A 25,208-nucleotide genomic window follows, 5' to 3' on the forward strand; every position below is an offset into this window, starting at 1 on the left:
GCGGACGAGTCGGCCTTATACGCCGAGTAATGGCTCACGGCAGTTCGCCTACGGCAGACGCCCATAACTGGAGACCTGCCCGGAGACCATGCCAACGTACGGGTGCCGGCAAAACCGCTTCTCAACGGGAGGACGATCAGCTGCCATGGACTACTACGCCCGAGATTCACATTCGCACCTCAGCGCCCCTGAGTCAGCCAGTACGCGCGCTACCAGATTCCCGGTTTCACCAAACCTGGACTTCTCCGGATCGTGGACGCATCAACGCTTCTCACCCACTGGAGACCGGAGATGCACGACCAGATCGCGTCCACACATAAAGCCGAGTTCTTGAACCTGACCAACGCGGCAGAATACCTCGGCATTTCACCCAACACCCTGTATATCTGGCGTCACCGACGGCAGGGCCCTCCGAGCTTCCGCATGGGAGGTCGCGTGATGTACAGGATCTCGGTACTCAACGAGTGGGTGATAGCACAGGAGCAGGCGGATTCACGTTCCAACGCTGCTCTCAGTCCTCTCAGTCAGAAGCCGATGACACGCACAGTACGCACTCCTTGACGTCAATCCGAGCCGGAAGGTAGTGCGCCGAAGTTCCGGTGCGCGTTTTTCCACCAGAACATACAGGAATACGCAGTTGAGTTCATAGGAGCATTTTCTCTTGGCGGGGTACATAGAAGACCGCTGGCTCAAGAAGAAGCCCAACCAGGACACCGGTAAGCGGGAGCGGACTGCCCTGTGGGGCCAGGGCAAGCGCTACCGGGTGAAGGGCGTCCCGGGTGTCCGAGACCGCTCGTTTGACACGAGCGAGGACGCGAAGCAGTGGCTCGCCAAAGCGCAGACCGACAACACGCGTGGTGAATTCGTCGACCCCCGCGACGGGGCGATCCCCCTCACTCAGTACATCGAGAAGTACTGGTGGCCGAGCCGGTCAGACGAACCGTCGACCGCCGCCCCCATGCGCAGCAAGATCTGGAACCACGTCATCCCCTTCCTCGGTGCAACGGCGCTCCGGGACATTGACGCTGCCGTGCTGCGCGCCTGGAAAGTCCAGCTGCTGGCGCGGGCCGAGGCGTCCACGGCCCACGTAATCTGGATTCACCTCTCCACGATCCTCCAAGCGGCCGTCGACGACGGGCGCCTGATCAAGAATCCCTGCAAGGTCAGCCGGACGGTCAAGGCCCCCAAAGCCGCGAGGAAGAAGGCCAAGGCATGGCTAAGACGTCATCTCATTTGGTGACTCTGCGGTAGCAGATGAGGGTGCAGGCGATGCTGGTGAAAGCCAGGAAGTGCTCGGCTTTGCGCTCGTAGCGGCGGTGCAGGCGGCGGCATCCGGCGAGCCAGGACATCGTGCGCTCGACGGTCCAGCGGTGGCGGCCCAGACGGGTCGAGGACTCGATGCCCTTGCGGGCGATGCGGTGCCTGATGCCGCGGCCACGTAACCATCGCCGCAGGTGGTCGTAGTCGTATCCCTTGTCCGCGTGCAGCTTTGCCGGTCTGCGTCGCCGGCGCCCACGCCGGGAGCGGATGGGTGGTATGCCCTTCACGAGCGGGATCAGTGCTTGACTGTCGTGGAGGTTCGCTCCCGAGATTCCGACGGACAGGGGCAGACCGGTCCGCTCGGTGATCAGATGGATCTTCGAGCCGTACTTGCCCCGGTCGACAGGATTCGGACCTGTCAGGTCCCCCTTTTCAGGGCCCGCATGTTCACCGAGTCGATCGCGCAGCGGGACCAATCAAGCTCGCCGCGGGCGCCGAGCTCGTCAAGGACCAGGCGATGAAGTTTGGCCCACACCCTGGCCTTCGTCCACTCGGCAAAGCGCCGGTGAGCGGTCGCTCCGGACGGGCCGAACGACGCGGACGGCAGCTGCTGCCACGTGCAGCCCGACGTGGCCACGAACACGATTGCAGCCAGTACCTCACGGTCACCGTGCCGACGTCGGCCGCCGCCTTGAGGTCTCGACGGAGCCTCCGGAACCACCCGCTGGAACAGTTCCCACAACTCATCCGGCACCAGCCGCTCAACGATCGAGACCACGACCGCAAGCTTACCGAGCCAAATGAGATGACATCTAAGCACGATGCTCCTTGGTGAGGCGGGCGGTAAGGGTCTGGGTGCGATGGAGCTGGACGGCGGTCGCCGCGAGGACTGCGGTGAGCAGCAGCCAGCTGGCGGTGTAGCCGGTGACGCCGACGAGCACGCCGAACAGCGGCGGCATGGCGGCGGCGATGATCTGGTTGAGGGAGATCGCGAAGCTGATCGTGGAGGCCACGGCGTGGCTCGGCGCGATATCGGCGATCTGGACGAGGTAGAGCGGGTACCAGCCGACGGACAGCAGTCCGAGCAGGGCGCACAGCCCGTAGCCCAGGACGCGGGGTGAGCCGGGGCCGAGCAGGGTCAGGGCGGCCACCGGCAGAGCGGAGACGGCGAGGAGCCACTTCAGCGAGCGCATCCGTTTGCCGGGCCAGAAGCGATCGCTGATCCAGGCGAGGCCGATCCGACCGCCGATCCCGGCCGCCTGCGCCACGGCGTACATGAACCCGGCGGTCACGATGGGAATGTGCAGGTAACCGGTGAGGAAGAGCAGGATCTGCGCCGAGAACACGTATTGGAAGGCCGCCAGCGCCAGACCGCTGAGGAGCAGCGAGCGCACCAGCCGGTCCTTGACCAGGTCCGCAATGAGGCGGCGCAGCTTGACCGAGGGCTTCCGGGTGCCGGCGGTGTTGTCGCCGGCCTTGCGGTAGAAGGTGGCGAAGATGATGCCGCCGGTGATTCCGGCGGCGCCCTGGACGACCACCGCGGCCGTCCAGCCGTGGTGCAGGGCCAGGGCGGGGAGGATCGCACCGGCGAGCGAGGCGCCGATCGGCAGGCCGCTCTGTCGGATGCCGGTGGCCATGCCCTGGAGGGAGGGCTCGAACCAGCGGGTGATGGCCCGTTGTCCGCCGGGCAGGATGCTTCCGTAGAAGGCGCCCATGACCAGGATGAACAGCAGCAGGACCGGGTAGCTGGGGCCGACCGCGGCGGCGATGAACGCGGTGATGCCCATGGCGATCATCGTCAGGGAGACGACCCATCGTTCCCCGTAGCGGTCGATGGCCCTCCCGATGACCAGCATGGAGGTGATCGGCCCGGCCTGGATCGCGGTGGCCGCGAGTGCGGCCGTCGCGGCGGACAGATGGAAGGTGTCCTTCCAGAACGGCATCAGGACGCTGACGCCGGAGTAGAGGACGGAGCCCGTGGTCAGCGCGGTGACCGCGACGGACAGGACGACCCACTTGTACGAGCCGCCGGCGCGGGTGGCCGGCGGGGCGGGGGCCGTGGTGGGGTCGATGTCCTGCGTCGTCACGGGGCGGACTCCTGCTGTTGCACGACCTCGAGGTTCCCCAGCCGGGCGAGGAGGGGGATGTTCATGAGGTTCAGCAGGACCAGGTCCTGGCTGGTGGGGTTGGTGAAGCGGTGCAGCGACCAGGCGGGTACGAGCAGGATGTCGCCGGGGTTCAACTCGACCGTCTCCCCGCTCTCGTCGAAGGTGACGGTGCCGGTGCCGGTCTGGACGACGGAGAGGTGGTACCAGCTGTGCGCATGCGGGCCGGTGTGCTCGCCGGCGGGCACCACCTGATAGCCGACGGCGACATCACGCAGGACTTCGGCGCTGCCGTCCGGCAGCGACAGGGCGAGGGTGCCGCGCTCGGGATGCTCGACGTCCCCCAGGCCCTGGGCGAGCTGCGACCACTGCCAGTGCACCGGCTGCTGCGGCGGGATGTCGTAGCGAGCTTTGAATTCAGGGTAGGGAAACCGGCTGCCGGTCTGGACGGGCATCAATGTCCTCTTCCGAAAGGGTCGTGTGGAGGTGCTGCCACAGTTCGCCGACGGCGTCGCGCGCCTCGACGGTGAACCGCGAGGCCATCCCGGCACGGGGCAGGTAGTAGGTGTAGTAGCGGGGGCCTTCGACGGGGTATCCGAGCGCCCACACGCCCGCGAGCGGCTCCCCCGTCTTGTCGATGACCCGGCCGGCGGGGGTGATGTCCAGGCCGCCGGGCTGGTAGCCGCCATTCGCATACGGACGGATCAGACCGCGGGCCAACAGGCGTGCGGTGACGGGCGCGTCATCCGTCTCCGGGTGGAACAGATCGAGCCGTGCGATGACCAAGGTGTCGGCGTGCCGTACGGCGGGCTCGTCGGTGAACGGCGTTTCGATGGCGAACCGGGCCGCCTCTCGGTCGGGGATGATGCGGCAGCCCGGTCCGCCGGCCAGATCGACCACCCCGGCCCTCATGAGGGCGAGGAGTTCGTAGTTGCGGCGCCGCGGGGGGCCGAACGAGATCCGGTTCATCAGCGGTACCCAGCGGGAGACGAACGCCTGGTGCGAGGCGGGGGTGAGCCCGCCGAATTCGACCGCTTCGCGCAGGCCGGCCCGCACATCGCGGATCACGTCGGTCGCCGCCTTGACAGGGCTCGAAAGATTCCCCCGCGCGGCATGGTCGAGATCGTCGGTGACGAATGCGGTGAAGAAGGTCCGGAAGTCGTCCAGCGTCGCGAATTCCTTGCCGCCGAGCGGATCCATGAGGGCGGCGACCGCCGCTTGGTCCTCGGCGGTGAACTCGTACTGGCCGGGTTCGATGTCGCGCTGTTCCCGTGTCGAGCGGTAGACGTAGCCCATCTCCCGCAGCAGCAGCGGTACCGCGTCCGCCTCGAAGTCGATCTGCGTCGTCCCTCGGGCGGTCTCCGCCTGCCGGCGCAGGTCGCGTACGGCGTCGGGGGTGAAGAAGTGCGGCGTGTAGTCCCCGGTCAGGCCCTTCTGGTTGATGCCTCGGGCGGCGGCCGGAAGGCACCGGCGGGAGAACAGCAGCAGCTGGGGTTCCCGCCCGGAGGGCACGTAGCGCATCTGGTGGCCCTCGTCCTCGAAACGGCCTCCGCGGCCCACCGTGAGGGCGGCGATCACATCGTGTGCGGTCAGTCCGAAGCCCTGCATCGCGACCGTGCTCCCGGGGGCGATGCGCTGAAGCGTCTCGACCGGGTACGGGTCCGTGAGGTAGGCGAGGCGGTCGTTGCGCGCCCGGTTGTCGGCGACGAAGTTCTCGAATGCCACATCGTCGTCGGTCGGGGTGCGTCGGCCGTGGCCGGTGGTCAGGAAGACGGCGTCCGAGGTGATCCGGTAGCCGTCCTCGGTGTGCACCACATACCGGCCGTCGGCCTCTTCCATGTCCAGGACGCGGCTGCGGTGGTGCACCACCCGCACCTGCGCGGGCAGCTGTGCGACGGTGCGGTCGAAGACGAAGGTGAGGTACTCGCCGAGCATGTTGCGCGGCAGGTAGTCGTGCTCCCCGATCGGCTCTCCGTTTGCCGGGTGGGTGCGGTAGTAGGAGGTGCCGAAGCGGCGGTAACCGGCCTGGGCGGCCCACTCGGTGAAGGTCGGGCCGTCTCCGTCGGGGAACATGCTGAGCTGGCTGGCGAGGGTGTTGGTGAGCAGATGGTCGGGCTGGCGGCCGGAGTGCACTCCCTGTCCGCTCTCGCCGGGGTCGACGAGGTGCACGTCCAGCCCGGTGCCGGAGGGGAGGCGGTCAGCGCCTTGGGCGAGCTGTTGAAGGACACCCAAGCCGCGCGATCCCATGCCGACGATGGTGACCTGAGCGGTTCTCATGCCCGCACCTCCGCCGGCTTGTGCTCCGGCTCGACGTACGGCGCGATGGGCGGCTCGTGCAGCCGGACCCAGCCCGGCGCGCCCGCCAACTCGGGGAAACGGAAGGCGACTTGGGGATCGTGACCGGGAATGATGTGGTCCTCGCCGTCTGCCAGGGCCTCGACGGTCTCGTAGGCGTCGACCATCGAGGCGAGGTGATCGAGGATGGGGAACGGGGCACGCCGGCGGATGTTGGCCCACAGATGCGCGGAGTCGCTGGCCAGCACCACCCAGCCGCGGCGGGTGTGGATGCGTACGACCTGAAGTCCGGGGGTGTGCCCGGGTGCCGGGTGCACCTCGATTCCCGGCGTGATTTCGGCCGGGCCCTGGTGCAGTTGGAGGCGCTCTTCGAAGAGCAGCCGGATCGCCGTGTTCACGTCGTCCGCCTCGAAGGGGCGGCGCGGTGCGGCGTGGCGCATGGCGCGCCCCGCGCAGAAGGCGAGTTCGGCTTCTTGGAGATGGACGCGGGCGCCGGGAAACGCGTCGAGGTGACCGGTGTGATCCCAGTGCATGTGCGTGACCAGCAGATCGGACACCTGAGCCGGGTCGATGCCGAGATCGCCGAGTGCGGCGATGGGGTGGCGGAGCTGCTCGCGGCCGCGCAGCGCGGCGGTCTCGGCCCGGAATCCGGTGTCGACGACGATGACGCGCTCGTCGTTGCGGATGACCCAGAAGGAGAAGTCGTAGTCCGCCGGCGCGTCGGTGGCGCACGGATCGTCCGCGAACAGGAAGTTCTCCCGTGCCAGCCGTCCGGCGTGCCTGCCGAACCGGAACGCCAGGACCTCGTACACGGGCAGGGTTGCTGCGCTGGTCATGCGACCACCGCCAGTTCCCGGGCCTCGTCCGCGGGGAGCGGCAGCTCGTTCTGGAAGAAGAACTTCTGCTCGCCGAAGGCGGGGGTGAGCTGGTCGAACCACGTCGCGTTCGGGTCGTACGCGGCGTAGAACGGCCTGCGGGTCCAGTCGGCGTGACGGCCCTGGAGGAGCTGGAGCGCGAAGACCTTCTCGCCGCGGATGGTGGGCGTGCCGTCGATGAGGACCTTGCCGGGGAACGCGCTCATGGACGGGCCGCGTACCGTGCGGGACAGGCCGGAGACCGACTGGTAGGCCGCGCGGAAGATCTCGTAGGCCCGCACCAGGGGCAGCTCGAAGTAGGAGCGGGCGCCGGTGTCGCGCTCGACGAACATGTAGTACGGGATCGCGCCGAGGCGGACTCCGGTGGTCCACAGCTCGCGCCAGGCCGCGGGGTCGTCGTTGATGTGCTGAAGCACCGGGGACTGGAGGCGCACGTTGGCCCCGGTGGCGATGATGCGCCTGAGGGCGGTCTGCGCGATGTCGGGGCGGATCTCGGCGGGGTGGTTGTAGTGCCCCATGAGGGCCAGGTGCTTGCCGGCGGCGAGCACGCGCTCGAACAGGCGCATGAGGTCATCTGCGTCCCGGTCGGTGACGAAGCGCTGGGGCCAGTAGGCGACCGACTTGGTGCCGATCCGGATGTTCTGGATGTGGGCGAACTCGGGGGCCAGCAGGGGCTCGATGTAGCGGGCGAGGGTGTGCGTCCGCATGATGAGCGGGTCGCCGCCGGTGATGAGAACGTCGGTGACCTCATGGTGCCGCCTGAGGTAACTGGTCAGGCCCTGGGCGTCCTTGGCGGCGAACGCCAGCTCGTCATCGCCGACGAACTGCGGCCAGCGGAAGCAGAAGGTGCAGTAGGCGTGGCAGGTCTGACCGGCCTTCGGGAAGAACAGCACCGTTTCGCCGTACTTGTGCTGGATGCCCGGCACTTCCTCGCCGTCCAGCTCCGGCACGTTGTGCGTCTGCTGGCCGGCCGGATGCGGGTTCATCTGCTCCCGCAGTTTGCGGACCTGGAGCGCGATCCGACCCTGGTCCCCGGCCGCGAGGGCCTCGCGTAAGGCGGCGTAGTCGGCGTCTTCGAGCATCGCGCGGTGGGGGAAGTTCAGCCGGAAGATCGGGTCGTCGGGAATGCGGTCCCAGTCGATGAGTTCGTCGAGCACGTACTGGTTGGTGCGGAACGGCAGGACCTGGGAGACCACGTTTACGGCCTCGCGCAGGTCTTCGGGTATTCGCTCCCATTGCGGGGCCCGGGAAATGGTTTTGTTGTTGTAGGGAGTGAAGGTGGCTTCAGGAAATTCCATGGGTGTTTCCTAGCGTCGTCGCGTGGCACGATCGGTGAAGCCGGGCGGGGCGCTGGTCAGGCGTTTCGTCCCCAGCCGAGGTCGTCGCAGGGAGCGGCGGGAGCGCGCCCGGCCTGCGGCAGTTGTGGGCGGCGGAGGGCATCGGAGACATCGGCGGCGGAGCGGGCCGAAAATGCCGGGACAGTGAGGTGAAGGGCGATGGAGCGCACGAATTCATCAATCCTTACCGACGGGCGCAATGGTGACTCAATGCACCGTGGAGCACGGTCACGATCTTGCCTCCACCCTTACTTGTGTGTCGCGTCGGCGAATGATCGCCCTTACGACTGGCGTAGATCCGCCATACTGCAAACCGGGGCAAGATGCGACGGATCGGGTGTGCCGTCGTGGCGCGATCCCACCTTCGGTGGCGCGGATCCGTCATGGCCACCTTGACGAGCCGACGTCGGTAGGCAAAGCAACAAGGGCAAGGCGGGTGGGTACCCGGCCTTGCCCTTGTTCGTCGGTATTCGGGTGTACGTCGGTGCGCGTAGGTGCGCGTAGTTCAGTTACTGACGGTAATTCAGTTCTGTTCGGCGGCCAGCTTCTCGTATCCGGCGAGCCGCACGCAGACCGTCAGGCCCTGGGCGATCTGTTCCAGCTCCTCCAGCGAGGGGTAGGTGGGGCCGATCCGGATGACGCTGTCCTCGGGATCGCTGCGGTAGGGGTACGTGGCGCCCGCCGGGGTGACGGCGATCCCGGCCTCCTTGGCCAGGCGCACGACGTCCCGCGCACACCCCTTCTTCACGCTCAGCGCGATGAAGTAACCGCCCTTGGGGTCCGACCAGGTCGCCAGCCCGCTGCCCTCCAGCTCACGGGCAAAGATGCGCAGCACCGTGTCGAACTTGGGGCGCAGGATCTCGCGGTGACGCCGCATATGGGCGCGCAGGCCGTCGGTGTCGCCCAGGAAGAGGGCGTGCCGGAGCTGGTTGACCTTGTCCGGGCCGATGGACCGGATGCCGGCCTTCGAGATCCACCAGTCGACGTTCGCGGGCGACGAGCCGAAGAACGCCACCCCCGCCCCCGCCATGGTGATCTTCGAGGTGGAGCCGAACACGAACGCCCGGTCCGGATGCCCGGCCTCGGCGCACCCGGTGAGGATGTCGGCGACCTCCACCTCCTCATCCGTGAGGTGATGGACGGGGTAGGCGTTGTCCCAGAAGATCCGGAAGTCGGGTGCCGCCGTCTCCATGGTCGCGAGCCGGCGCGCGGTCTCGTCGCTGTAGCACGCACCGTCAGGGTTGCTGTACTTGGGCACGCACCAGATCCCCTTGACCTTGGGGTTCGAGCGCACCAGGTCCTCGACGACGTCCATGTCCGGCCCGTCGGCGGTCATCGGGACGGGGATCATCTCGATGCCGAACCGCTCGCACAGCGCGAAGTGGCGGTCGTAGCCGGGCACCGGGGCGAGGAAGGCGACGTCCTGATCGGCCCAGCGGCGCTCGGCCCCCGGCACGACACTCAGCAGCATATGGACGAGGCAGTCGTGCATCAGCTCCAGGCTGGAGTTGCCGACCGCCACTAACTGCTCGACGGGGACCTGGAGGACGGGCGCGAAGATCTCGCGCAGCTCGCGCAGCCCCTTGCTCGGGGGCCCGTAGTTGCGGCAATCGGTGCCGTCGGCGGCCCGGTACCGGTCCGCGGGGAGTTGGAGGAGTTCGGCGGCCATGTCGAGCTGCACGAGTGAGGGCTTGCCTCGGGTCAGGTCCAGCGCGAGGCCCTGGGACGTGAGGGCCGCATAGTCGCGGCGCGCCTGGTCGAGAAGCGTGGTCACAGCCGCAGGAGGCTGAGAGGTGGTCGTCATGATGTCCTTCGGAGTTGACGGTGTTGACGGGCGTCCCTCGACGGCGGCGCCCGCCCGCGGCGCAGATGACCGGCAACGGCCCGGCCGCTCACGGGTTGTGCTGCCGAGCGTACTTCTCATGGACGATGTCGAGATCGCGCAGGAGATAGCCGGCGTGCAGGCGGTTGCTGGCACCGATACGGCGCAACACCTCGGCCAGATGGCGTTGTAACGTGCGCAGCGAGATGCCCAGACGTTTGGCGACCACTTTGTCGTCGTAGCCCTCGATGAGGAGCTCGATGATCGCGGTCTTCATCTCCTCGGAGCTGCGCAGCACTTGGTCGCGTTCATGGGCGTGCGGGAAGGGCAGAGCGCGGTCCCAGGAGCGCTCGAACGCCCGCGTCAGATAGTCGACGACGTTCGCGTCGCGGACCAGCAGGGCCCCGTCGGGATTGTCGAGCAGCTCGATCAGCGCGACTTCACGGTCGAAGACGATGAGCCGCATGAACGCGTCCGTGACCAGACGGACTTCGGCCCCGTGCTCCATCAGCAGAGAGGCGTGATCGACGGTGGGCTGATGGAACTGTGCCGTATACTGGTAGAGCGTGCGCATCCGCACGCCCCGATCCAGCACCTGTACGGTACGCTCGGTCGACTCCTTCAAAACGCCCTCGGGACGGGGCCCACCGGGCTGAGAAGTCAGGATTTCGTCGGTTGCGCGGGCCGATAACTCCAACAGGGTGGACCGGACGGCTTCCACGTCCTCGAGGCGATGCAACAGCTGCTCTCGTGTGGATGTCATGACACTGCGTTCGTACACGGGAAGCAGGCAGGCGAGCAGCGCGCTCGCCTCGTTGATCATCGACTGATGGTCGCGTAACTCCCTGATTTTCGGCATCAGTAACTGAGCCTGCGCGGTGGCCGGGGCAACGGGGGCGAGCCGTTGCGGTTCCCCGGGCAGCGGCCGTAACACCCGCAGTTGCAGCAGCTTGTCAATGGCCCGTTCCGTCTCGTCGCACGAGGCATCGGCAAGCCGGATGAGTTCGTGGCGGGTAATGCTCTCCCGGGCCGCCGCCTGCGCGTACAGGGCGGCCAGCAGATGGCCCGATATCACCCCATCGCGGTCAAGCCCCAGCATCGGCCCTGCGTCCCCCGTAGTCAGCACGGTCCCAACTCCTTATCCGATCTTGAACATATCCTCCAAGGCCACGCCAGTGCTGACAATAAAGAATTGGCAACGAACTTCGCCGTGGTGGAGATCTTGAGGAGGTCAGGGACGCGTTCCGCAACGCCGCTCCGCTGGGTGCGGAGCGGCGTGCCGCGCAGACGTCAAAGCCGTGCGGACCGGCGTCGGCGCATCCACCACACCAGGGCTCCGCCCGCTGCGGCGAGGGCCGCGGCGATGCCGGCGAGGAGGCCGACGGGGGTGTCGGCGAGGAGGCCGACGGGGGTGTCGGCGAGGAGGCCGACGGGGGTGTCGGCGAGGAGGCCGACGGGGGTGTCGGATCCGGTGCGGGCGAGATCGCCGCCCTTGAGATGTCGTGATCAGTGAGGCGTCGTGGCAGCTGGGGTGTCGTGGGTGGGGCAAGCCCCCCGAGCGGGCTCGGGGGGGCGAAAAATGGGGTCAGCGGGTGCGGGGCTGGTTGAAGCGGAGCATATTGCCGGCCGGGTCGCGGAAGGCACAGTCGCGGACGCCGTAGGGCTGGTCGATCGGCTCCTGGAGGACTTCGCCACCGGCGGACCGGATCTTTTCGAAGGTGGCGTCGACGTCGTCGGTGGAGAAGATCACACCCCTCAGCATGCCCTTGGCCAGCAGTTCCGCCATCGCCTGCTTGTCGGCCGGCGAGGCGTTGGGGTTGGCGAGCGGCGGTTCGAGGACGATCTCCACGCCGGGCTGAGCGGGCGACCCGACGGTCACCCAGCGCATCCCCTCGAACGCGACGTCGTTGCGTACTTCCAGGCCGAGGATGTCGCGGTAGAAGGCGAGGGCCTTGTCATGGTCGTCGACAGCGATGAAACATGTTGAGAGCTTGATGTTCATGTCTCCGACGCTACGAGGCCCCGGCGGATTCCGCTTCTCCGATCCTGACCGGTTCGCCGTTGCCGGGCGAGGCGCCACCGCCGGACGACTGGCCGCCGCCGGACGACGGGCCGTTCCTGAGCGGTCGCGTGAAGATCTTGGCCACGCACGCCGGGATCGCGGCGCCCGCCCCGTGGCCGCGGGCCCGGTACGCGCTCGGGCTCTCGCCGACCAGCTCGGTGAATCGTGAGCTGAACGACCCCAGCGACGTACATCCGACCGCGAAGCAGACCTCCGTCACGCTGAGGTCGCCCCGCCGCAACAGCGCCTTGGCCCGCTCGACACGGCGCGTCATCAGGTAGCTGTAGGGCGTCTCGCCGAAGGCGGCGCGGAAGCTGCGGGAGAAGTGGCCGGGCGACATGAGGGCGACATCGGCCAGCGCCGGGACGTCCAGCGGTTGCGCGTAGTCGCGGTCCATCACGTCCCGTGCACGGCGAAGCCTTACGAGATCCTCGATCGTCACGCGCACCAGCATCGCACGGCAGCGAACGCCGCCCATTTCGGGCATCACGCCGCTTTGTCAGACCCCGTCGATATCGTGGCCAGCGACCGTTGCCGCGATCAAACCTGGCCGGACCAGGTCGAACCAGGCGACGCCGACGCAGACCGCGAATGCGCGGTCCGCCTCACCGATGGGGACACGGAGACACGATGCGCATGGCCACGACCACGGGTACGGACACGCAGACGCCCACCCCGCACGCCGCCGACAGCCACGATCTGATCCGCGTGCACGGCGCCCGCGAGAACAACCTCAAGGACGTCAGCGTCGAGATCCCCAAGCGCCGGCTGACGGTGTTCACCGGCGTCTCCGGCTCGGGCAAGAGCTCGCTGGTGTTCGACACCATCGCCGCGGAGTCGCAGCGGCTGATCAACGAGACGTACAGCGCCTTCGTCCAGGGCTTCATGCCGACGCTGGCGCGGCCCGAGGTCGATGTACTCCAGGGGCTGACCACCGCGATCATCGTCGACCAGCAGCGGCTGGGTGCCGACCCCCGCTCCACGGTCGGCACCGCCACGGACGCCAACGCGATGCTGCGCATCCTCTTCAGCCGGCTCGGTGAACCGCATATCGGCCCGCCCAAGGCGTACTCCTTCAACGTCGCCTCCATCAGCGGAGCCGGTGCGGTCACCGTGGAGCGCGGCGGACAGAAGGTGAAGGAGCGTCGCTCCTTCAGCATCACCGGCGGTATGTGCCCGCGCTGCGAGGGCCGTGGCTCGGTCACCGACGTCGACCTCACCCAGCTCTACGACGACGCCAAGTCGCTGGGCGAGGGCGCGCTCACGATCCCCGGCTACAAGCCGGGCGGCTGGAACTACCGGCTCTACTCCGAATCCGGCCTCGTCGACGCGGACAAGCCGATCCGCAAGTACACCAAGCGGGAGCTGCACAACTTCCTGCACCTCGAACCGACCCGGATGAAGATCGCGGGCATCAACATGACCTACGAGGGGCTGATCCCGCGGATCCAGAAGTCGATGCTCTCCAAGGACCGGGAGGCGATGCAGCCGCACATCCGGGAGTTCGTGGACCGGGCGATCACCTTCACCACCTGTCCCGACTGCGAGGGCACCCGGCTCACCGAGGCGGCCCGGTCGTCGAAGATCGAGAAGGTCAGCATCGCCGACGCCTGCGCGATGCAGATCAGCGATCTTGCCGAGTGGGTCCGCGGCCTCGCCGAGCCTTCCCCAAGCTCTTCGAGCAGGGGCTACCCCAACGTGGCGCCGCTGCTCACCGCGCTGCGGCACACCCTCGACTCGTTCGTGGAGATCGGCCTGGGCTACCTCTCGCTGGACCGGCCGTCGGGCACGCTGTCGGGCGGCGAGGCACAGCGCGTCAAGATGATCCGCCACCTCGGCTCCTCGCTCACGGACACCACCTATGTCTTCGACGAGCCCACCATCGGCCTGCACCCCCATGACATACAGCGGATGAACGACCTGCTGCTGCGGCTGCGGGACAAGGGCAACACGGTGCTCGTCGTGGAGCACAAGCCGGAGGTGATCGCGATCGCCGACCACGTCGTCGACCTCGGCCCCGGCGCCGGTACGGCGGGCGGCACCGTCTGCTTCGAGGGCACCGTCGAGGGGCTGCGGGCCGGCGGCACGGTCACCGGCCGCCATCTCGACGACCGGGCCGCCGTCAAGAAGACGGTGCGCAAGCCCACCGGCTCGCTGGAGATCCGCGGCGCGAGGATGCACAACCTGCGGGGCGTCGACGTCGACATCCCGCTCGGGGTGCTGACCGTCGTCACCGGCGTCGCCGGATCCGGCAAGAGCTCGCTCGTCCACGGGTCGATCCCGGCCGGCGCGGGCGTCGTATCGGTCGACCAGACCCCGATCCGCGGCTCGCGGCGGAGCAACCCGGCGACGTACACCGGGCTGCTCGACCCGATCCGCAAGGCGTTCGCCAAGGCCAACGGCGTGAAGCCGGCGCTGTTCAGCGCCAACTCCGAGGGCGCCTGCCCCACCTGCAACGGCGCCGGCGTCATCTTCACCGACCTGGCGATGATGGCGGGCGTCGCCACCACCTGCGAGGAGTGCGAGGGGAAGCGGTTCGAGGCATCGGTGCTGGAGTACCACCTCGGCGGCCGCGACATCAGCGAAGTGCTCGCGATGCCGGTGGCCGAGGCCGAGGAGTTCTTCGCCGCCGGTGAGGCACGCACGCCGGCGGCCCACCGGATTCTCCAGCGGATGGCCGACGTCGGGCTCGGCTACCTCACCCTCGGCCAGCCGCTCACCACGCTGTCCGGCGGCGAGCGGCAGCGCCTCAAGCTGGCCACGCACATGGCCGACAAGGGCGGCGTCTACGTCCTCGACGAGCCGACCGCCGGTCTGCACCTCGCCGATGTCGAGCAGCTGCTCGGCCTGCTCGACCGGCTCGTCGACTCCGGTAAGTCGGTCATCGTCGTCGAGCACCACCAGGCGGTCATGGCGCACGCCGACTGGATCATCGACCTCGGCCCGGGCGCCGGCCACGACGGCGGCACGATCGTCTTCGAGGGCACCCCCGCCGACCTGGTCGCCGCCCGCTCCACCGTCACCGGCGAGCACCTCGCGGCGTACGTGGGGGCCTGAGAGGGCCTGCGGGGGGGGAGGACGAGGCGGGCCGGGGCCGGACGAGGCGGGCCAGGGCCGGACGGGGCGGGCCGGGGACCAGGCCCGCGGCACCGGCCCGCACTAAAATGGCCGTGTGGTCCGGCCCAACGAGGAGGTCGAGGCGCTGCTCCAGGAGTACGCCGACCTCGTCCTGATCACCGGCGGAGACGCGTTCAAGGCCCGCGCCTACGAAAAGGCCGCACGCGCCATCGGCGGCCACCACGCCGACGTCTCGAAGCTCGACGCCGAGGGCCTGCGGGAGATCCCCAACGTCGGCAGGTCCATCGCCGACAAGGTGCTCCAGTACTTGCAGACCGGCCGGATGCCCGCCGTGGAGGATGTCCGGTCGAAGGTCCCGGCAGGCGTACGCCAGCTGATGGCCATCCCCACCCTCGGCCCCAAAAAGGCCATGGCGCTCTACGAGGATCTGCACATCTCCTCGGTGCCCGAGCTCCTCGACGCCCTCGACGAGGAGCGGCTGCGCGACCTGAAGGGCTTCGGCCCGAAGACCGAGGAGAACATCCGGCACGGCATCGGCCTGATGCAGGCCGCGGGCGACCGGGTGCCCCTCAACGCGGCCATGGACGTCGCCGAGGAGATCGTGGCCGAGCTGTCCGCCCTGCCGGGCTGCGAGCACTGCGCGTACGCCGGATCGCTGCGCCGTATGCGGGACACCATCGGTGACGTGGACATCCTCGTGGCGGCCGGCCGCTCCGCCCCCTTCATGGACGCCTTCACCCAGCTGCCGGGCACGGCCGAGGTCATCGCCCACGGCACGAAGAAGACCTCCATCCGCACCACGAAGGGCCTCCAGATCGATCTGCGGGTCGTGCCACCCGACTCCTGGGGCGCGGGGCTCCAGTACTTCACCGGGTCCAAGGCGCACAACATCCGCACCCGCGAGATAGCCGTGCACCACAAGCTCAAGCTCTCCGAATACGGCCTGTTCCACGTCAGGAGCGGAAAGAAGATCGTCTCGCAGACCGAGGAGGAGGTCTATGCCCGCCTCGGTCTGGTCTGGATCCCGCCGACGCTGCGCGAGGACCGCGGCGAGGTCGCCGCTGCGCTGCACGGCGAGCTGCCGGACCTCGTCACGGAGACGGACATCAGGGGCGACCTGCACACCCACACCGACCTCACCGACGGCCTCGCCCCGCTGGAGGAGATGGTGGAAGCCGCGGCCCGGCGGGGCCTGCGCTACTACGCGATCACCGACCACGCCCCGAACCTCTTCATGCAGCGGATGACCGACGACAAGGTGCTGGCGCAACGCGAGCGGGTACGCGAACTCGACGGCCGGCACCGCAAGATGCGGCTGCTGCACGGCACCGAGCTCAACATCGGCCCGGACGGGACGGTGGACTGGCCGCAGGAGTTCCTGCGGGACTTCGACCTCTGCGTCGCCTCCGTGCACTCGCACTTCAACCAGGGACGGGACGCCCTGACCCGCCGCCTCGTCACGGCCTGCGAGAACCCGCAGATCAACATCATCGGGCACCCGACCACCCGGCTGATCGGCAAGCGGCCGGGCCTCGACATGGACCTCGACGCGGTGTTCGCCGCCTGCGCCCGCACCGGGACGGCGCTGGAGATCAACGCCCATCCCGACCGGCTCGACCTGTCCGACGAGCACATCCTGCGCGCCAAGCGGTACGGCGTGAAGTTCGCCGTCAACACCGACGCCCATGCGCCGCTCCACCTGGAGTACCTGCGCTACGGCGTGGGCACCGCGCAGCGGGGCTGGCTGACCGCCGACGAGGTCATCAACACCTGGCCCTTGGCGCGCCTGCGCCGTTTCCTCCGTAAGGAGGGCCCCGCTCCGTAAGGAGGGCCCGGCTCCGTAAGGAGGGCCCCGCTCCGTAGGGAGGGCCTCGGGACAGCGCCCTCACCCTGACCCCGTCGTTCTCACCGTCGTCGAAACCGTCCGCGAAACCGGCCCCGAACCGAGGGAAGATCATGGAACTCGCGTTTCTCAAGCCGCTCTTCGACCGTCTGGGCCCCTGGGCCTCCGTGTACATCGACACCACCCGCGCGACCGAGGACGCGCTCAAACAGCAGAAGCTCCGTGAACGCTCCGTCGCCGCACAGCTCATCGACGGGGGTGCCGACCCGTATACGTGCCGGGCGGTGACGGAGCGGCTCGCCCACGAGCCGGTTTCCGGGGCGCCTCCCGGCCGGGCGGTGTTCGCCGCCGGCGCCGAGGTCGTCCTCGACATCCCGCTCGGTGTGACCCCGGTCCGCACGGAGGCGACCTGGTCCCTGCTGCCGCATATCGCCCCGCTTCCCGGGCTGATCGGCGAGGAGCCGACGTGCCTGGTCGCGTACATCGACCACACCGGCGCCGATCTGGAACTGCGTGACGCGCAGCGCAGCCGGACCGTGGCCACGGCGCACGGCAAGGAGTGGCGGGGCCGAGGGCACCGCAGCGTCCCCGAGGACCGGTACGAGTGGCACTACCGGAACAAGGTCGAGAACAGCTGGAACGAGACCGCCGACATCATCGCGGGCGAGCTCGCCCGGCAGTGGCCGGAGAGCGGCGCACAGCTGCTGGTCCTGACCGGCGGCCCCCGTGAGCGCCGGGCCGTGCACAACCGGCTGCCCGAGCCGCTCCGGGCCGTCACCGTCGAGGCCGAGAACGGCAGCAGGTCCCCGGGCGCCTCCCGGAGCGTGCTCGACCAGCAGATCGCGCAGGCGTGCGCGCAGCATGCCCAGGCCCGCCTCGAAGAGGCTCTGGGCCGCTTCCGCGCCGGACGCGGCCGCCCCGGCGAGCACGGTGTGCGCGGCGTCGACAGCCGTCCCGGAGAAGCTGCGGAAGGAGTGCCCGCCCTCGTGGACGCGGCCCGCAGCCACCAGGTGGACACCTTGCTCCTCGTACAGGACGCACCCGACGCGGGCCGCGACGTCTGGATCGGCCCCGGTGTCGACCAGGTCGCCGTACAACGCGGCGAGGCCCGGGCCATGGGCGTCACCAAGCCCGAACGGGCCCGTGCGGACGACGCCCTCCTCCGCTCCGCCGCAGCGGCCGACGCCGAGGTCCTGCTGGTCCCCGCGGGCACACCGGGTCCGGCGGGCGGCCTCGGCGCCGTACTGCGCTGGAACGCGTGAGGGGGCGCGGTGAGGGCATACGCCTCGGTCAGCTCAACGCGCCGTCGTAGTCGGGCAGTTTGAATCCCTTCTCGTAGTGCCCGCCCTCCAAGTCGGTGCTGCGGTTGCCGACGTTCGCGATCAGCGTGTACCCCTCGCCCTCGTACTTCTTCCGGCAGGCGAGCTTCACCTGCGCCTTGCCGGGGCTGTCGCCGGACGGCTTGAGGCAGAGGCCGTCGACGGGGTAGCCGGCCGAGGTCAGCTCCTGGACGGTCGAGTCATGCGAATCGGCGTCGCGGTACGAGGCGAACAGCACCGCCGCGCCGTGCTGTTGACCGTAGCGAACGGCGTCCAGGATGGCCTGGACCGGCCGGCCCGGGTCGTAGTGGGTCGCCAGCGAGGTGTTGTCGATGTCCAGGACGATCGCGGGCTTCTCCCCGGCCGGGACGCCGGCGAGCCGATGCCCCAAGTAGTCCCGCAGGTCCGACGCGACGGGCGCGACATCGGCCAGCCACTCGCTCTTACCGGGCAACGCCTCCGAACGGGCCGCGGCCTGCGCCACCGTGGGCAGTGCGGCGGTCACCATGCACATCGTCGAGGCCAACACCGCGGCGATCCGTGTGCGCTTGAGCATGTATCACCCCTCCTTTCCGCCCTATCGAACGGGCGGTCGGTTAACGGGGGTGAAACCCGGAGCGGCGATCCAGGGATTCCCGCCGGAACTTGCCCCTTGCAGCCAAGTGCCCGCCACCGTGGTCACGTTGGGGTACGGTCCACGACGTCCGAACCGTGCGAGGCCGACTCACATGCCGGCCGCCAGGTCACTCAGGGCGTCGGCCCAGTGTTCCGAACCGTGCTCGGCGAAGGCGAGGGGGTCGGCGGCGCGCAGGCGGAGTTCCAGTGCATCGGCGCGCTCCTCCTGCGCCTCGGTGCCGTACTCCGGCTCCTGGCGCAGAGCGGCCACCGCGTACTGATACGCGAAGGCGACGAAGGCCGCGAGGCTGGAGTTGACCGGCAGGGCCTCTTCGTAATCGGACTCGGCGCCGACCGCTTCGACCGCTCCGGTCGGGCTGAGGACCAGGTCGTCGTCGTGCCAGCTGCCCAGCCAGTAGTAGCCGTCCAGCCCCTCGGGGACGTACCTGGCGTCGGGGTCGTCGGGGTCCGCCGGACCGACGCCGACCTCTTCCAGCGGGGCCGGGCCGTCCTCGGCCAGGTCCTGGTCCAGGGTCAGACCGGGGAGCGGCGCAAGGGGGAGGCCGACGCGGCACAGGATGTCCCGGTTCCGGCCGGTGATCTCCGCACCGACCTGCTCCTCCGCGAGGAGGATGATCTGGTCCGCGCCCCAGAGGCCCACGAGGTCGGCGTGCGAGGGGTGGTCGGAGGTGTCGGGCGAGTCGTCTTCGTCGGTCACGGCGGCCGTCAGCCACCCGTCGAGGTCCAGGTCGAGGCCGACGGCGAGATCGCGCTCGACGTCATGTTCGGTTTCGCCTTCGGCCTGGTGGCCCGGTGCGGCGGTCAGTCGCTCCGTGTCGAGCTGGAGGGCGACCGGGCCGTCGAGCGTGCCGAGCAGCAGCAGTCCGTCCGCGGTGAGGTGCGCTGTGCGTGTGCGGGCGCTCGGCCGGAGGTCGAGCAGGACGCGCCCGGTGTCGGTCCGCAGCAGTTGGACTCCGTCCCCGTAGGCGCAGGCCACGACGGAGAGCTCACCGCCCTCGGTGTGCAGGACGGCGGCGCTGAGGTGCAGCGGCCGGTCGGGGAGGGGCCACGCCTCGCCGAGTTGTTCACCGGTGTCCGGGGACCATGCCCGCAGGCGGGACCCGGTGTCCGCGGTGAGCACGGCAGCCGGTGCACCGGCCACTCCCTGGGCCCAGACCATCCGCACGATCCATGTTTCTGACGCCTCGTCAGCGATCGTCCAGCGCGCCACGACGCTGCCGGTGTCCGCTGCATACGTGCACAGCTCGGCCCCCTCGCCGACCACGGCACACAGCCGGCCGTCGACGACACCGGCGCACAGACGCTCCGGGCTCTTCATGTCGTCCAGCGGTACGGCGGCGAGTCGGTCGCCTGTGGTCGCATCCCAGAACGCGATGCTCTGGAACGGATGGACGGTGACGAGCACGGGCTCGGCCGAGCCGCTCACGGCGGCGACCAGCCCGACGTTGTCCGCGTCACCGGCGACTGCCTCGTCCGCCCCCTCCGCTTCGTCCGCCTCGTAGGAGCGGCGCACACCGTTCAGGGGCTCCACCATTTCCCGCGCTCCGGCGGCCACCAGTGCCTCCGGGCCGGCGACCAGCGAGAACGTGTCCTGTCCGGCGTCGCAGAGGACCGGGGGCGTCACCTTCTCCCCGGTGCGGGCGTCGACGAGGTGCAGCCGGTGGGGCGTGGTGAAGCTGATGCTTCCGTACACCGTCCGGCCCTCATGGTGGGCCGTCTGCGCGGCGATCACCGGGCCGGGCCAGCTGGTCCACGTGCGCGGCGTGGCGTCGTCCGAGGGCCTCAGACGGGCCCACAGCGGGGTGAACGGCGAGGTCATCGTGTCTCCAAGACGGAACGTCGGGTCAGCCGAGCCTAGTACCCGGCGTCACTGGTGGCGGGCGTCGCCCCTGCGAGCGTCCGCAGTACGGCGAGGTCGAAGGACAGGCGGATGCCGAACCCGCCGAGGTCGACGTCGAGTTCGTGCTCGGCGGCACGGCGGATGGCCGCGATGTTCGAGCCGAAGCGGAGCTCGGCGAGCGTCGATCCGTCGGCCAGCCTCACCACCCACAGCCGGTCGGCCGCCGTGCACACGCTCAGCGGGTCCGGCGCCCCCGCGAGGGCGCACAGGAGCTCCGGGGCTTCGTCGGCGCGGACGATCGGGTGGACGAGCCGCCCGTCGTCCGCGCTCCGGATCTGGAGCAGCCCCTCGCGGTCCGCCACCGCCACGACCGTCACACCGTCGAGCAGCTCGGCCCGCGCGGCGGTACACGGCGTCCCGTGCAACGTCCATCGCAGGGCCGGGGCATCGCCGAGCCGCTGACCGACCTCCACGGCCCCCGTCTCGGTGAGGGCGACCTCGGGCGGCGCCGGGAGAACGGAGGGATCAGGGCTATCGAGGGGAACGGGCGCAGCCGCTCCGGCCGCGTCGCCGTCGCCTCCCCCCGGAAGGAGACGCAGCGCGCGGAACGGCAGCCGTCCGTAGGCGGACTCGACGGCCGCCGCCAGATGGTTCAGGCCATGCTGGAGGGCAGCGACCTGGAGTCGGGCCGGCTGCTCGTGCGACACCGGGTGCAGGAGGGCGGCCACCGGGCGCAGGGCCGCGGCGGCGGGCTCGTCGGAGCAGTCGAGTACGGTGCGGAGTTCTTCGAGGTCCGCGCTGAGCAGCACCTCGGGGAAGACGAGCAACGGCGCGAGCGCCTTGGGGACGGCAGACGCGTGCCTCAGCAGCTCCGACAGCAGCACCGGGTCGCTCCGCTGCCAGAGGGGACGAGGCGGTCCCTCATACACCGGTCCCCCCTCATCCGGTGGTCCGTCGTCCAGCGGCCCCCCGCCCACCGCTTCGACGGGTACCTGTGCCGCCAGGGAGTGGACGAGCGTGCGGCGCGCTTGCAGCTCCGCCTGTGGGGACCGGCGGGCGAGGAGCGCGGTGGCTATGGCGGGGTGACGGAGGGCGAAGTGGCTTCCCGACGCACCGGAACCGCCGGGTCCGTCGTGGTCCGGCTGGAGCAGCGCCCAGCACAGCTCGGCCGCCGTGGCGAACTCCCCCGCATCGATCCGGCGTCCCGCCACGGCAGCGGTGGCCAGGCGCCACAGGCGCCCGCCGAGCCCGGCCGGCCCGGCCAGGGCAAGGGCGTACAAGGCGTCGGCGACTACGGGGGACTCGGCGGACAGCCGGTCCACGTGCCGCGCGACCACACCCTCGACATCGATGCCATCCGGCAGGACGTCCACGCCGGCGGCATCCGCCTCTGCCCCCGCGGAGACCCGGTCCAGGACGAGGAGCTGAGCGAGGAGGAAGTTGGGGTAGGCGGCCTGCGCCACCGCCTGCGCGAACGCGTCCGGTTGCGCGCCGCTCGGCTGTGGGCCGGTTTCGGCTTCCGGGACGAAGGCGCACAGGGCGGCGACGTACCGGTCGAAGGCCGTGCGATCGGTCCAGTCGGAGGTGTCGATGTCCACGATGACGCAGTCCTCGAAGTGGTGGGCCCACTTCTGCGTGCCTTCGGTCACCAGCCGTACGTTCGGCAGCCGGGCCATGGGGGCCAGCAGGGACTCGATGAGGCGGGCCGTGTGCCGCTCGTCCGGCACGGCGCCCGCCTCGTCCAAGTCGCCGACGGCCACGCACACGGGGCGCTCGTCCATGGCGATGACGGAGAGCAGCTCGGCGGCGGTGGCGGTCTCGTAGCCGAGTTGCCCGCCGATGGCCACCGCCAGATCATCGACGCCGCGGCCCCGCGCACCGAGCGCCGCGTGGAAGAGCGGCCCGGATCGGGGCTCGTCCGTCCCCTCGTCGTCCTGATCCGCCCGGCTGTCGTCCCGATCCGTTCGACCGTCGTCCCGGTCCGCCTGATTGAGGAGGAACAGCCAGGTGAGCAGCGTGCTGCGTCCACTGCCGGGGGATCCCGTCACATAGAACGTGCCGCCGTCGGGCGTCCCCTTCACGCATTCCCGGAACGCGTCCGCAACGGCCTGCCGCCCGAAAGGGAAGCCCTCGTCCACTGTGCCGGCGCTCGCCGCGCTGGGATCGCCGGTCAGGGAATCGCTGTCGATCACTCTTTCGACTCCTCCTCGTCGCCCTCGTCCTCGTCCTCGATGAAGGCCACCAGTTCCCGGATGCCCGCCTCGCGGTCGGCGGCACCGGGCCCGTAGCCGAAGCTGTAGCTGACCTCGGCTCCGGGAAAGGTGGTGGCCAGCCACTCGGCGCAGTAGCAGCCGGGCAGCGCGCAGGGTTCGAGATCGGCATGGGCCCGGGTGACCCGCTCCGGTGCGATGCCTCGCTTCAGCAGTTCGCCACCCAGACGCCGCAGCGCATGCCCCTGCCCGGGGACGGTGTAGCCGGAGACCGTCCGCTCCGCACCCGTGGCCGTACGGAATTCGAAGATGCCCGAGGAGTCGACCGAGCTGGTGAGGCGGAGGTCATCGGTGACCAGCGGCCACCAGTGCTCCTCGTCCGCCATCGCCTCCGGGTCGAGGGCGGTGAGGCGTTCCTGGAACTGTGCGACGGCGGCCACCGCGTCCCGGCCGACCGGGTCGGACGGCAGGTCCTGGAGCAGCCGGCCGAGTTCGGCCAGGCAGGCCAGCCAGGTGCGTACGGTGGTGTTCACGAGGCGCGTCGGATGCGTTCCCGCGCACGACGTCGAGACCACCTCGCCTTCCGGGGCGCAGCAGATCTGCGCGCCGCGGTCGTCGCCCAGGTACCAGAACCCGCGCACCTCCCCGAACGGCTGGGGAAGCCCGGCCTCGGTCGCGTAGCCGGTGAGGGGCAGGGGCTCGCGGGCGGCGCGGAAGTACGGGCCGACCGACTCCGGCAGCCCCGATGCCGCGAGCAGATCCCGGAGGGGCGAGGGCACCCCCAGGTCTTCGAGTCGTGCGGAACTCCAGCGACGTGCCGGCAACCCCCCGCGACGACCGGAAGCGGGCGTGGTCATTCAGGCGCTCCTCTGCATGTGCATGCGTGGCATTCGTACGTCAGCTTCGCCGCTTGATGGGTTTGTCCCCGAAGACCCATCGGATGTGGTCTTCCAGATCGCGATTTCCCTGTTTCTTCGACCCCGGCGTGTGGTGATCATATTCAACAGCGTAGCTCCGCTCGGCATCCGGGAAATAATGCCGAGTCCAGTCATTGCAGTTGGGGGACCGCTGGTTGCAGAAATCACGTTCCGAATAGATACGCGTGACCTTGATCTTCCGGTCCGGGCCGGGGTCGCGGCCCTCCGTCAGGGCGTTCTCCTTCTCCTCGGCCAGACGCTTTTGGCGGTCGAGCACGGGCACGCCGATGACCCGTTCCGAATGCGTCCCGTCGCTGTGCCCGATCTCCACGTGCTTCTGGCCGTGCTCGTCCTCCCATTCGAAGGCCGCGTAGTTCTTCTTGGAGCGGTCGCTGTCCGCCTTGCGCCGGTCGTTCACCTTCTGTGCCAGGTCGTGTGTCTTCGGGTCGACCTTCGTGGCGGTCTGCTTGGGGTTGCGGTCGGCATTCGACGGCAGCGGGTACTTGCTGTCCTTCCGCTGCCGTTTCGGCGGCGGGCTTCCCTTGTCGGATCCGGACGATGATCGGCTCGCGCGGCGCTTGGGGCCGCCGCCGGACTTCTCTCCGGATTTGGCCAGCGAGGAGAAGCTCTTGCTGTGCTTGGCTTCCGTTTCGGCGACGTTCTTCGCCACCTGCTCGGCACCATGGGCAGTCTTGCGATAAAGGCCGCCGACGGCTCCGGCCGCGTCCTTGGCCACGGCCTTGGAGATGCTGCCGGCCGTGTCCTCCAGCGCTTTGGCTATCGGGTGCGTCAACTGAAGGACATCCCTTCAGTGGCTGTGGCGAATTTCGCGGCGTGTCCGGCGACGTCCTCCGCGTGGCTTTTGAACTTCGAGGCGTGAGTGAGGAGCTCGTCGGGATGGATCGTGTATCCGGATCCGGCGCCGCCGCCCGAGGCGACCCCAAGAGCCTTCTCCGCCCCCTTGAACACCAGACCGCTCACCGCCTTTTCTACGGCCTGCTGCAATGGCTGGGTCGCCTGCTCGACGAGTTCGCCGATGATCCGCTGTTCCACTTCCTTCAGGATCACATCGACGATTTTCTTCGTGGCCGCGATCAAGGCGACCTCCGCCGCCTCGGCCAATCCGAAGGTGAAGACGGCGGCAACCTGGTCCGCAATGAACTCGGCAGCCATGACGATGAGTTCGGCGATCACCGCCATTTTGGCGCCCACGATCGCGACCGCGGCGATGTCCAGCACCGAAGCAGCCGTATTGCACACGTCCACGAGCTCCGTCATATGGCTCGAAGACATCTGCGACCACTGCTCGACGAGCTGATCGTACGAGGCCGCCTGGTAGTGCTCTCCCATCGCCTTGATGCTGTCGCTCGCCGCACCATGCGACTTCTCGAGATTGGCCGCGAACTCCCTCACGTGGCCGGCGAACTCGCGAACCTTGTCCTCGTTGACCTGGGGCCAGTTCAGCCCGAGCAGGTCCATCACCCAGACCAGCCCGTCCGGCAATTCGATAGCCACGCTTCCCCTTGCTCTGCGCATCTCGCACCGTGCCTACGACGGCACGCCACTCCAGCTAACTGACACTTAGCCTCACGGAAGAAGTACCTCCCCG

General features: G+C 69.1%; 21 protein-coding genes. 5 read left to right on the forward strand and 16 right to left on the reverse strand.

Translation table 11 applies throughout. From position 1 onward, the window contains the following. Window positions 1-291 precede the first annotated feature (291 nt). Together SNA_RS39325 and SNA_RS09965 are read left to right on the forward strand one after the other, a co-directional pair. Window positions 292-561 carry a helix-turn-helix transcriptional regulator gene (locus SNA_RS39325; protein WP_078969805.1) on the forward strand — a complete coding sequence of 90 codons (270 nt, stop codon included), beginning with the start codon at window positions 292-294 and terminating at the stop codon, window positions 559-561. A gap of 100 nt (window positions 562-661) precedes the next feature. Next, complete coding sequence (locus SNA_RS09965; RefSeq protein ID WP_051877538.1) at window positions 662-1,240, forward strand: hypothetical protein; 579 nt, start codon at window positions 662-664, stop codon at window positions 1,238-1,240. On the opposite strand, the gene SNA_RS41155 is transcribed toward SNA_RS09965, so the two are convergent. The 10 genes from SNA_RS41155 to SNA_RS10015 form a co-directional block, all read right to left on the reverse strand. Beyond that, window positions 1,230-2,029 (reverse strand): IS5 family transposase gene (locus SNA_RS41155; RefSeq protein ID WP_198535016.1). Its coding sequence is split into 2 segments (ribosomal slippage): window positions 1,230-1,690 and window positions 1,690-2,029, totalling 801 coding nucleotides; the frame shifts between segments, so codons are not numbered across the junction. The genes SNA_RS09965 and SNA_RS41155 overlap by 11 nt on opposite strands. 43 nt (window positions 2,030-2,072) lie before the next feature. After that, window positions 2,073-3,347 (reverse strand): MFS transporter, encoded by a 1,275-nt coding sequence (locus tag SNA_RS09975; RefSeq protein ID WP_051877113.1) that lies wholly within the window; start codon window positions 3,345-3,347, stop codon window positions 2,073-2,075. Next, the gene (locus SNA_RS09980; RefSeq protein WP_044364380.1) at window positions 3,344-3,820 is read right to left on the reverse strand and encodes a cupin domain-containing protein; all 477 of its coding nucleotides are present in this window, start codon (window positions 3,818-3,820) and stop codon (window positions 3,344-3,346) included. The genes SNA_RS09975 and SNA_RS09980 overlap by 4 nt, the downstream gene beginning before the upstream one ends. Beyond that, window positions 3,783-5,642, reverse strand: a complete 1,860-nt coding sequence (locus tag SNA_RS09985) for an FAD/NAD(P)-binding protein (protein WP_044364381.1) — start codon at window positions 5,640-5,642, stop codon at window positions 3,783-3,785. The genes SNA_RS09980 and SNA_RS09985 overlap by 38 nt, the downstream gene beginning before the upstream one ends. Then, a complete protein-coding gene (locus SNA_RS09990) occupies window positions 5,639-6,496 on the reverse strand; it encodes an N-acyl homoserine lactonase family protein (protein WP_044364382.1) in 858 nt (285 codons plus the stop codon). The genes SNA_RS09985 and SNA_RS09990 overlap by 4 nt, the downstream gene beginning before the upstream one ends. Beyond that, on the reverse strand, window positions 6,493-7,833 hold the full coding sequence (locus tag SNA_RS09995; protein WP_030063725.1) for a KamA family radical SAM protein: 1,341 nt from the start codon (window positions 7,831-7,833) through the stop codon (window positions 6,493-6,495). Before SNA_RS09995 ends, SNA_RS09990 begins: the two co-directional genes overlap by 4 nt. Window positions 7,834-8,395: 562 nt before the next feature. Continuing rightward, window positions 8,396-9,676: an aspartate aminotransferase type Ic gene (locus tag SNA_RS10000; RefSeq protein ID WP_030063726.1), complete on the reverse strand. Its 1,281-nt coding sequence runs from the start codon at window positions 9,674-9,676 to the stop codon at window positions 8,396-8,398. 88 nt (window positions 9,677-9,764) lie between these two features. Then, complete coding sequence (locus SNA_RS10005; protein WP_157879878.1) at window positions 9,765-10,820, reverse strand: LuxR C-terminal-related transcriptional regulator; 1,056 nt, start codon at window positions 10,818-10,820, stop codon at window positions 9,765-9,767. 459 nt (window positions 10,821-11,279) lie between these two features. Next, window positions 11,280-11,696: a VOC family protein gene (locus SNA_RS10010; protein ID WP_030063728.1), complete on the reverse strand. Its 417-nt coding sequence runs from the start codon at window positions 11,694-11,696 to the stop codon at window positions 11,280-11,282. A 10-nt stretch (window positions 11,697-11,706) separates the two neighbouring features. Continuing rightward, on the reverse strand, window positions 11,707-12,198 hold the full coding sequence (locus SNA_RS10015) for a helix-turn-helix domain-containing protein (RefSeq protein WP_420823466.1): 492 nt from the start codon (window positions 12,196-12,198) through the stop codon (window positions 11,707-11,709). A gap of 194 nt (window positions 12,199-12,392) precedes the next feature. Between SNA_RS10015 and SNA_RS10020 the strand changes: the two genes are divergently transcribed. The 3 genes from SNA_RS10020 (at window position 12,393) to SNA_RS10030 (ending at window position 17,939) form a co-directional block, all read left to right on the forward strand. Beyond that, the gene (locus SNA_RS10020) at window positions 12,393-14,813 is read left to right on the forward strand and encodes an ATP-binding cassette domain-containing protein (RefSeq protein ID WP_044364400.1); all 2,421 of its coding nucleotides are present in this window, start codon (window positions 12,393-12,395) and stop codon (window positions 14,811-14,813) included. A gap of 115 nt (window positions 14,814-14,928) precedes the next feature. Beyond that, on the forward strand, window positions 14,929-16,659 hold the full coding sequence (polX, locus tag SNA_RS10025) for a DNA polymerase/3'-5' exonuclease PolX (protein ID WP_030063732.1): 1,731 nt from the start codon (window positions 14,929-14,931) through the stop codon (window positions 16,657-16,659). Window positions 16,660-16,790: 131 nt separating this feature from the next. After that, window positions 16,791-17,939 carry a baeRF2 domain-containing protein gene (locus tag SNA_RS10030; RefSeq protein ID WP_044364385.1) on the forward strand — a complete coding sequence of 383 codons (1,149 nt, stop codon included), beginning with the start codon at window positions 16,791-16,793 and terminating at the stop codon, window positions 17,937-17,939. Between the two features lie 28 nt (window positions 17,940-17,967). Here the strand turns inward: SNA_RS10030 and SNA_RS10035 are convergent, their stop codons facing one another. The 6 genes from SNA_RS10035 to SNA_RS10060 all read right to left on the reverse strand — a co-directional run bounded on the left by SNA_RS10035 (window position 17,968) and on the right by SNA_RS10060 (window position 25,114). After that, window positions 17,968-18,552 carry an HAD family acid phosphatase gene (locus tag SNA_RS10035; RefSeq protein ID WP_030063737.1) on the reverse strand — a complete coding sequence of 195 codons (585 nt, stop codon included), beginning with the start codon at window positions 18,550-18,552 and terminating at the stop codon, window positions 17,968-17,970. A gap of 168 nt (window positions 18,553-18,720) precedes the next feature. Further along, window positions 18,721-20,451, reverse strand: coding sequence for an SUKH-4 family immunity protein (locus SNA_RS10040; protein ID WP_030063738.1), 1,731 nt, complete (start codon window positions 20,449-20,451; stop codon window positions 18,721-18,723). Window positions 20,452-20,486: 35 nt separating this feature from the next. After that, window positions 20,487-22,664 carry a hypothetical protein gene (locus SNA_RS10045; protein ID WP_044364387.1) on the reverse strand — a complete coding sequence of 726 codons (2,178 nt, stop codon included), beginning with the start codon at window positions 22,662-22,664 and terminating at the stop codon, window positions 20,487-20,489. After that, complete coding sequence (locus SNA_RS10050; protein ID WP_078969808.1) at window positions 22,661-23,539, reverse strand: SUKH-4 family immunity protein; 879 nt, start codon at window positions 23,537-23,539, stop codon at window positions 22,661-22,663. The genes SNA_RS10045 and SNA_RS10050 overlap by 4 nt, the downstream gene beginning before the upstream one ends. A gap of 40 nt (window positions 23,540-23,579) precedes the next feature. Further along, window positions 23,580-24,392, reverse strand: a complete 813-nt coding sequence (locus SNA_RS38220; RefSeq protein WP_052808893.1) for a hypothetical protein — start codon at window positions 24,390-24,392, stop codon at window positions 23,580-23,582. Then, window positions 24,389-25,114, reverse strand: a complete 726-nt coding sequence (locus SNA_RS10060) for a WXG100-like domain-containing protein (protein WP_030063745.1) — start codon at window positions 25,112-25,114, stop codon at window positions 24,389-24,391. Before SNA_RS10060 ends, SNA_RS38220 begins: the two co-directional genes overlap by 4 nt. Between the last annotated feature and the right edge of the window lie 94 nt (window positions 25,115-25,208).

The organism is Streptomyces natalensis ATCC 27448 (genome assembly GCF_000935125.1).
GTDB lineage: Bacteria > Actinomycetota > Actinomycetes > Streptomycetales > Streptomycetaceae > Streptomyces > Streptomyces natalensis.